The organism is Candidatus Thioglobus sp., assembly GCF_028599055.1.
In the GTDB taxonomy this organism is placed as follows: domain Bacteria; phylum Pseudomonadota; class Gammaproteobacteria; order PS1; family Pseudothioglobaceae; genus Thioglobus_A.
On the sequence record NZ_JAQRMS010000080.1, the window covers coordinates 1 to 1,865 of the forward strand.

Below are 1,865 nucleotides of genomic sequence, written 5' to 3' on the forward strand. Positions count from 1 at the left end.
TGGTTAGTAACATCGGAATCGACAATATCACATTGATCGAAGATGCTAGCGCTGCATTTTTCTTAGCGGTTGCAATTTCTTCAGCTGACGCTTCTTTCATGCCTAAAATCTTTTGCTGGTTCGGCCAGATGATAAACCAAACGTTAAACGCCATGATTGTACCCATCCATGCACCTAAGCCAATTACTTGGAAGCCTGGGGCTAACATGTACGCGCTACCAATAGAGCCTGTTGTGCCAAGTAACACCAAACCCAGAATTAAAGTTGTTGCTGCTGCCATACGGAACCATAGTAATGCACGTGGGGCAATGTACTTACCAATTGCTGCTGGGCCTGGGCCATCTGTATCGGCTAGGGCTTGACCCATACCTGGCACTTGTACAAAGTTGAAGTAATATAGTAGGCCAATCCAAACAATACCGGCTAATACGTGTAGCCATACTGTTGCACCATAATGCGACAAGTTTTGCGCTTCGGCAGCATTGCCCATAAATCCTACATAAATAACAATCGCTAAAATAAAGCCGATTAAAATCTTACCTTTTACTGAATTAATAAATCCCATCTTTTTCTCTCTGTTGTTGTAAAGTTGACTATTATAATAAGCTATTGACTTGATGCAAGTCAATTTTTAAATTTATTACTATACTATATGTATGCCTGAATTACCTGAAGTTGAAACGACTAAGAACGGTTTATTGCCACTGATCAAGGGACAAGTGGTTTTAAAAGCCGTACGTCATCGGGATAACTTGCGCTGGGAAATCCCTGCACACCTTGCAACCACACTGGCAAATCAAGTGATTAATGAAATTAATCGACGGGGTAAATATCTGCTGATTGAATTTAATGTGGGCACACTGATTATCCATTTAGGTATGAGTGGATCCATTAAAGTGGTTGATAGCAGTGAGCCTTTGCTAAAACATGATCATTTTGAATTGCATCTTAATAATGGCACAAGCATGCGACTGAATGATCCTAGGCGTTTTGGCGCGGTGCTGTTTTCAAGTGATGGCTCACATACGCTTTTAGACACGCTAGGCGTTGAGCCGTTGACTAATGATTTTGATGATACCTACTTATATAGTCGCTCGCGCAATAAACAGCAAAACATCAAGGCTTTTATAATGGATAGCAAAGTGGTGGTTGGCGTGGGTAATATCTATGCGTGTGAGAGTTTGTTTCAAGCAGGTATTGACCCAGAGCGCAAAGCAGGAAGTGTCTCAAAAAAGCACTATCAACGACTCACTCAACAAATTAAAACCATTTTGACTGAGGCCATCAAAGCCGGTGGCACTACTTTGCAAGACTTTTCGCAAGTAGACGGACAACCGGGATATTTCACCCAAACTTTAAACGTGTATGGGCGTGAAGGCGAGACTTGCATAAATTGCACGGGTAAAATAGTTAGAATTATTCAAAACCAACGTTCAACGTTTTATTGTAAACAATGTCAGACATAGATACCCCACAAGAATTATTCGAATCTAACTGTTCTATTAACTCAGAGCCATTTGCACTGCAAAATCTTGGCAGTTATATGGAGCCTGAATTTAGTGAGAATTGTATTGTGATTATTGACCCAGGTATGGCGGTACATAATCGTGCGTATGCGGTAGTTCGCTATGACAATGATATGTACTTTAGACAATACATTGAGCGTGGTAATGATAAATTCTTAGTGCCACTTAATGCTCAACATGACGAGATTAAGCTTGATGGCGAGTTTGAAGTGGTTGGCTGCGTGATTCAACAAAAACAGCGCAAACAAACACCACTGCATTATTACCACCTAAACAAAGGCACTAAACAGCTGGATTTTACGATTTCCGGCAAACCTAAAGCCAAAGAGGATTAACGAT

General features: G+C 40.9%; 3 protein-coding genes. 2 read left to right on the forward strand and 1 reads right to left on the reverse strand.

Going from position 1 to position 1,865, the window contains the following annotated elements:
• A partial coding sequence (locus tag PSN35_RS05750; protein WP_300030720.1) for a urate hydroxylase PuuD occupies window positions 1-565 on the reverse strand: 565 nt, incomplete at its 3' end.
• 91 nt (window positions 566-656) lie between these two features.
• Between PSN35_RS05750 and mutM the strand changes: the two genes are divergently transcribed.
• Window positions 657-1,466: a bifunctional DNA-formamidopyrimidine glycosylase/DNA-(apurinic or apyrimidinic site) lyase gene (mutM, locus tag PSN35_RS05755; RefSeq protein WP_300030722.1), complete on the forward strand. Its 810-nt coding sequence runs from the start codon at window positions 657-659 to the stop codon at window positions 1,464-1,466.
• Window positions 1,454-1,861: a S24 family peptidase gene (locus PSN35_RS05760; protein WP_300030724.1), complete on the forward strand. Its 408-nt coding sequence runs from the start codon at window positions 1,454-1,456 to the stop codon at window positions 1,859-1,861. Before mutM ends, PSN35_RS05760 begins: the two co-directional genes overlap by 13 nt.
• Window positions 1,862-1,865 lie beyond the last annotated feature (4 nt).

Bases quoted from the DNA above. Each gene is read 5' to 3' on its own strand.
- PSN35_RS05760 (WP_300030724.1), top strand. From the start codon at position 1,454: ATGTCAGACATAGATACCCCACAAGAATTATTCGAATCTAACTGTTCT.
- mutM (WP_300030722.1), top strand. From the start codon at position 657: ATGCCTGAATTACCTGAAGTTGAAACGACTAAGAACGGTTTATTGCCA.